Source organism: Thioclava arctica, from assembly GCF_040892615.1.
In the GTDB taxonomy this organism is placed as follows: Bacteria; Pseudomonadota; Alphaproteobacteria; order Rhodobacterales; family Rhodobacteraceae; genus Thioclava; species Thioclava arctica.
The window spans coordinates 1-362 of sequence record NZ_JBFRYC010000063.1 but is presented as its reverse complement, the minus strand read 5'-3'; the positions used below and the strand labels follow the sequence as shown (position 1 = coordinate 362).

Here is a 362-nt window from a genome sequence, read left to right as displayed (position 1 = left end):
TGGCGCGGCTATTGAACAGCGAGAAAACCGCATGATCCAACTCTTCGATTACTGGCGCTCCTCGGCGAGCTACCGTGTGCGCATCGCGCTTGGGTTGGCGGGGCTGCAATGGGAAAGCGTGTCGATCGACCTTGTCAAAGGCGAACAACGCAGCGCAGAGCATCTGTCGCGCAACCCGCAAGGGCTGGTGCCTGCGCTTGAAATCGACGGTCAGATCTTCACCCAATCGCTTGCGATCATCGAATATCTTGATGAGACGCGCGCGCTGGGTCTATTGCCCGGCACCGCGTCAGAACGTGCCCGCCTGCGTGCCCTCGCTCAGGCCATCGCAATCGACATCCACCCCATTTGCAACCTGCGCG

At 60.5% G+C, this 362-nt stretch carries 1 protein-coding gene; it reads left to right on the top strand.

The genetic code is table 11. From position 1 onward, the window contains the following. Nucleotides 1-31: 31 nt before the first annotated feature. The coding region (locus AB4874_RS19925; protein ID WP_368393319.1) for a glutathione S-transferase N-terminal domain-containing protein at nt 32-362 on the top strand (331 nt) is incomplete at its 3' end.